We start from the raw sequence: 5,251 nt of genomic DNA, 5'->3' as shown, positions 1-5,251 counted from the left end.
AGGTGACCCGCGATCTGCTGCTCCATGCTGTCACCGGGATAGGGAGTGGCGCCGGTGAGGCACTCATAGAGCACACACGCCAACGAGTAGACATCGGAGCGGGCATCGGCGGCGCCGGTGGTGAAGCGCTCCGGGGCCATATAGTGCAAAGTGCCCACCATCATGCCGGTGCTGGTCAGTCTGGCGGCTGAGGCGTCGTGAGCGATACCGAAATCGATCAAATACACAAAATCGTCACCGGTCACTAATGCGTTGGACGGCTTGATATCACGGTGCACCAGCCCGTGTTGATGCGCAGCGTTAAGCGCCGCCGCCAGCTGTTCGATCACCTGGACAGCTCGCTGCGGGCTCATCGACCCGTCACGCTGCAGCAGACTGTGCATGTCGATGCCCTCGATGACCGGCATCACCAAATACAGCCGGCCGTCGATCTCCCCCGCCTCAAAGATCGGGATGATGTGCGGCTCGGTCAACCGGGCGGCGGTATAAGCCTCACGGCGGAACCTGTCTTCATAGCCCCGTTCGCTGGCCAACTCCGGCGGCAGCACCTTGATCGCCACATCGCGACCCATCACGGTGTCGTGGGCCTTGTACACCTTGCCCATGCCACCTTCGCCGATCAGTTCGATCAGCCGGTAACGCCCAAACGCAACCTCATCCACCGGTCGGGCCTTTCTCACCCACCCTGGTGGGACATGCTAGCGACCCACCGCCCTCCCTACCGGCTGATTTGCCGACCCGGTGATCGCCCCGGCCAACGCGCGCCGACCGCCGGTTGAAATCCCTTGCCATGACCGTCCTGACGAGCTTTGGCTGCGCACTCAGGTTGACGCGCGCGACCATTAAGTTGTGCTGCAGGCGTTTTGGTTACCTCACGACAGCGGTGCGATGCGTCAATCCGCCGCCAGCTTCAACACTCGATTGCCGCCGGAGTCGCTGACATAGACGTTGCCGGCGCTATCCACCGCCACACCCTCAAACGCCGACCCACCTTGTGAGGCTGCGACGCCGGTGAACGGCAACACGGACTGCACGTTTGACCCCGACGACAGCTTCACCACCCGACTGCTCCCGGACTGACCACCGTAATCGGTGACATAAACATTTCCTGCGCTGTCCACCGCCACGCCGCGCGGACCTACTAGACCGGTGAACGGCAACACAGCCTGCACGCTCGAACCGGACGACAGCTTCACCACCTGCCCGCCGACATAATCGGCGACATACAGATTGCCGGTGCTGTCCACCGTCACGCCGTTGGGACAGCCGATACCGGTGAACGGCAACGCCGCTTGCGTCTTCGACCCTGCCGCCAGTTGCAGCACCCGATCGTTCTTACAGTCACTGACGTAGAGATTGCCGGCGCCGTCCACCGCCGCACCGGATGGAGTGTTGAGTCCCGTGAACGGCAGCACGGTCTGGGCGCTCGACCCGGCCGCCAGCTTCAGCACCCGATTGTTCGATGAGTCAACGACATAGAGGTTGCCGGCGCTGTCGAGCGCCACGCCATCGGGAAATACGAGGCCGCTGAACGGCAGCACTATCGGAGAGCTCGAACCTGCCGCCAGCTTCAACACCCGGCCGTTGAGAGAGGCGGACTGATACTCGTCGGTGACGTAGAGGTTGCCGGCGCTGTCCACCGCGACGCTGTTCGGGCCGGTGACGCCGGTGAACGGCAGCACCGCCGGCGCGGGTTGGGCGTGTCCTGGCGGGGGTGCGGACGAGTGCGGCCACAGAAGGTATGCCTTGATGCCGCCGACAGCCAGAATCACGATGATCCCGGCGACAACGGCTAACGTCACCCGCATCGGTTTGCGACGCCACCACGGTGGCGATGTACTACTCCGGTCCATCGGCCGGCCTCCATAACCCGCGCGTCAGATATTACCGATCCGGCCCGAAAGCCGAATCGCGTTTGACGAGCAGGCAGGCGACGGCCGGCAGACGGGGGTCGAACAGGTCTGCAACCGGCGTCATTTCCACCTCGCACTCGGTATGATCAGCCCGATCGAGTTCGAAAACCAACGAACTGCGGGCGAGGCGATATGGCGGCCTTCGAAAAGGTGGCGGGCGGACAGCCCGAAGAGCCGCTGGGCTACCTCGTCGTCGACGACGGCAGTTCCAAACGCAGTGTGCCGATTTTTGATCAGCTCTTTGTCGGTCGGGAATGCGCTGGTATCGGCGAGCGACGCAGGCTGCTGATCGACGACCCCGAGATTTCCCGCACGCATCTCGAGATCCGGCTCGATGCCGCAAGCGATCAGGCTTTCGTGGTGGACACCAGCAGCAATGGCACGTCGGTCAACGGCGTGCGCCTAGAACGCGCGGTGCTGTTGCCGATCCGCCCGGGCGACGAGATCCGGGTAGGCGGTGTGTCGCTTATCTTTTCATCGCAACAGTTCACCGCCGTGCCTGCGAAGGTCGTGCAGCGCACGCGGGTACGGATCGGCCAGGCCGCCATGGTCATGGTGGTCGGCGACATTGTCAACTACTCGACAATCTCGCAAGTAACAGACGAGCAAGTCATGGCGCAAAGCCTGCACACGCTGTGGAATCGGCTAGGCGGCGTCCTGCAGGCCCACCACGGCAGCCTCAATCACTACGCCGGCGATGCGTTGTTCGCGGTCTGGGAGACCAGCAGGTTCCCGAATGCCGCCGAGCTCGCGGTCGACTTCGCCCTCGCCGCGAATGAGCTTGTCGCGCAACTCGCCCCCGAGCTGCCGTTACGCGGGCCGGACGGCTCGCCGATCCACATGGGCTGGGGTGTGGTGCGGGGAATGGCCGCCTTGGCCGCAATGACAAGGTCGGTCGACGCGGTGATCGGCGACGCGACCAACGTGGCGTTCCGGTTGTCCGGGCTCGCGGGTCGCCAGGGGCGGGCGGCAGTGATGGTGACCAGCGGCGTGCATCGCGCCGTTGAAGCACACTTCGATTGGGGTGCAAGCGAATCCGTCGAGATCAAAGGCCGAAGCGGGATGGAGGTCGTATTTCCGGTCATCGCCCGCAAGGCGACCGGGTCAGACTCCCCCATCACAGAACCGACGCCTTCGCAAGACGTTCCTCAGCGTTAGCGCTGCGCAATCGTGGCGGCGGGCGACCTTGCAATGCGGACAATGGGGACGCCGACCACCAAAATTCACCAAGAATCTTTCACTCAATCACTCTATCGGTGAGGGCGTGGCCGCAACGCCTACATACCTTGGCGTCGCGGCTGAATTTCCCACAGGCCGGGCACTTTTTGAAGTATCCGTCGTTCGCGTTCACGACGCGCGAGACTGGCCACGTCTCGGTCGTGTCGGTCTGCGGGGGACCCGTGCCGCGACCCCGGGCCACCAACTTGTTCAGTCGCGAGGCACACGTGAAAAACACCGACGCCGCGGCAGCGGCCTGAACCCAGCCCCCCACGTCGCGGATCATCACGCCGGTGATGATCCCCAAGACCCCTGCCAGCATCCCTAAAACAAGGCCGACGAATCGAAACTTCTCCCACCCTGACAATTGCCGCCACATCGCCCACAACCTCCCTGAACACCCAGAACCGAGGTGTTCGAAGGACGAAATCATATGCTCCGGGTAAGGGTGCGGGGGTTGCCTTGGCGGATTCTTGGCGGCGCCGGCGGGCGACGCAACCGGCCATTCGAGATGTACCCTGCTCAATTTCCAGGCACGCCTTTGCGGCAGGTCGCGCATGTTCATGGGGCTATCCCAGACTAATCACCGCGCCGTCGGGCAGCGATCTATCCCACCATCCGCCAAAGGTTTTCAACCGATGATGGTAGCGATTGGGCAAAGAGAAAGGCATACGATGTCCCCCCGGAATACAGCTTTACGCATTTCACTTCACCAGGCGCGCACTCAAAGCCCTAGCGCTGCACTAAATTTATGATCCGCGGCAAGGCTTCACGGGTCGCGATCCGGCCGATCTCGCGGGCCCGGTCGATCTGGTGCCACTCGAGAAATCCGATACTGCTCGTGTCGGCGTGGATCGCGAGGTCGGCCCGCGCCAGCACCTCCGACGATGCCATCGCGCTACCAATCGTCATGGTGCGCATGAGCGTGTCCATGAGGTTCGGCACCCGTGGCGATCGCGCCGGGTCTGTTCTCAAGGCGGAGTTTGGCGCCTGACCGCTGCCTACCGTCACCGCGATCAACGGGCCGTCCTCACGTTCCAAAGCTGCTACGGGCAGGTTGTCGAGCACACCCCCGTCGACGTGCAGCGTCCCGTCGTAAACGACGGGCGCGTACAGACCTGGCACCCGCAAAGAACAACCGACTACGTCGGCCATCAAGCCTCGCCGATGCACAACGGCCCGCCGGTCCAGCAGATCGACACTGATGCAACGGAATTCGTGCGGCAGTTCTTCGACCAGTTGCCCGTCGAAAGCGTTGCGGAGGGCCGCCAGCGTGCGCCGCCCGCGGATCAGCCCCTTGGACGGCAACGTGTAGTCGCTGGTCGGGTTGCTGCGGATGAAGTACTCGTAGATAGTGGCGTCTACCGCAGCAGCCTCCCTACTGGTGGCTGCGAGGCCCGCGATGATCGCTCCCATACTGGTCCCCGCGTAACGGTCGACCGTCACCCCCGCGGCCTCAAGCTCCTGCAGCACCCCAAGATGGGCGAATGCCCGCGCGGCACCACCACTGAGAACCAGCCCGATCGAGCGGCCAGCGAGGCGCGCGGCTAGCGGACGCAAGTCATCAGCCGCGTGGTCGGGCCGGACCGGATGCACCGACCGCGGCGTTATCAGTTCCTCCCACGCGCGCCGGTGTTCCCGGCTGGCCGGCGGCCCTGCTAGCACCAGGTCCGCACACGCAGCCCGTGGCGGCAGCGTTTCCGCTCGCGGTGCGGGGTCACCCGACACGAGCACGACACGATCGGCCGACCGCAGACAGAAATCACGCCAGTCGCCGTCATCGGCGCATGCGTGCAACACCACCTTGTCCGCAGCGCGCTCGGCTCGGTCCAACCCGTCACGGTCGACGCGGCCCGGGTTCGCCACTCGTAGCCGACTCGATAACGCGGTGATCAGTTCGGTGGCCACCAGCGATACGGGCGCGCCGGTGTCGGCGCCGACGACAGCGATGACCACCGCGGGTGCCGGCCTGCGCTGTATTGCGGGCGGCGGGTTTTCGTACAACCGGGTTGCGAGCGCTCGGACTAGCGATGCGAGCACGCCCGAGTCGGCAATCTTGTCGAATTCCGCCTTGGTGACTCGGATGAGCGCGGAGTCACGCACGGCGCGAACGGACGCGG

5 protein-coding genes are annotated in these 5,251 nt (G+C 64.2%); 1 reads left to right on the top strand and 4 read right to left on the bottom strand.

Annotated elements, in window-relative coordinates; genetic code table 11:
• Together A5707_RS10890 and A5707_RS10885 are read right to left on the bottom strand one after the other, a co-directional pair.
• Positions 1–662 (bottom strand): serine/threonine-protein kinase (locus tag A5707_RS10890; RefSeq protein WP_156657783.1); only part of this gene is annotated, 662 nt, incomplete at its 3' end.
• Between the two features lie 231 nt (positions 663–893).
• Positions 894–1,853 (bottom strand): NHL repeat-containing protein, encoded by a 960-nt coding sequence (locus tag A5707_RS10885; RefSeq protein ID WP_082969389.1) that lies wholly within the window; start codon positions 1,851–1,853, stop codon positions 894–896.
• Between the two features lie 192 nt (positions 1,854–2,045).
• Between A5707_RS10885 and A5707_RS10880 the strand changes: the two genes are divergently transcribed.
• The gene (locus A5707_RS10880; RefSeq protein WP_065014500.1) at positions 2,046–3,071 is read left to right on the top strand and encodes an adenylate/guanylate cyclase domain-containing protein; all 1,026 of its coding nucleotides are present in this window, start codon (positions 2,046–2,048) and stop codon (positions 3,069–3,071) included.
• 79 nt (positions 3,072–3,150) lie between these two features.
• On the opposite strand, the gene A5707_RS23800 is transcribed toward A5707_RS10880, so the two are convergent.
• Positions 3,151–3,696 carry a hypothetical protein gene (locus A5707_RS23800; protein ID WP_156657781.1) on the bottom strand — a complete coding sequence of 182 codons (546 nt, stop codon included), beginning with the start codon at positions 3,694–3,696 and terminating at the stop codon, positions 3,151–3,153.
• Between the two features lie 167 nt (positions 3,697–3,863).
• Positions 3,864–5,251, bottom strand: a 1,388-nt coding sequence (locus A5707_RS10870) for a patatin-like phospholipase family protein (RefSeq protein ID WP_197495306.1), incomplete at its 5' end; no start/stop codon positions are given.

Origin of the sequence: Mycobacterium kyorinense (genome assembly GCF_001672775.1) — a bacterium.
In the GTDB taxonomy this organism is placed as follows: Bacteria; Actinomycetota; Actinomycetes; order Mycobacteriales; family Mycobacteriaceae; genus Mycobacterium; species Mycobacterium kyorinense_A.
Note: the sequence above shows the minus strand (reverse complement) of the source record. Positions and strands in the feature narration are given on the sequence as shown.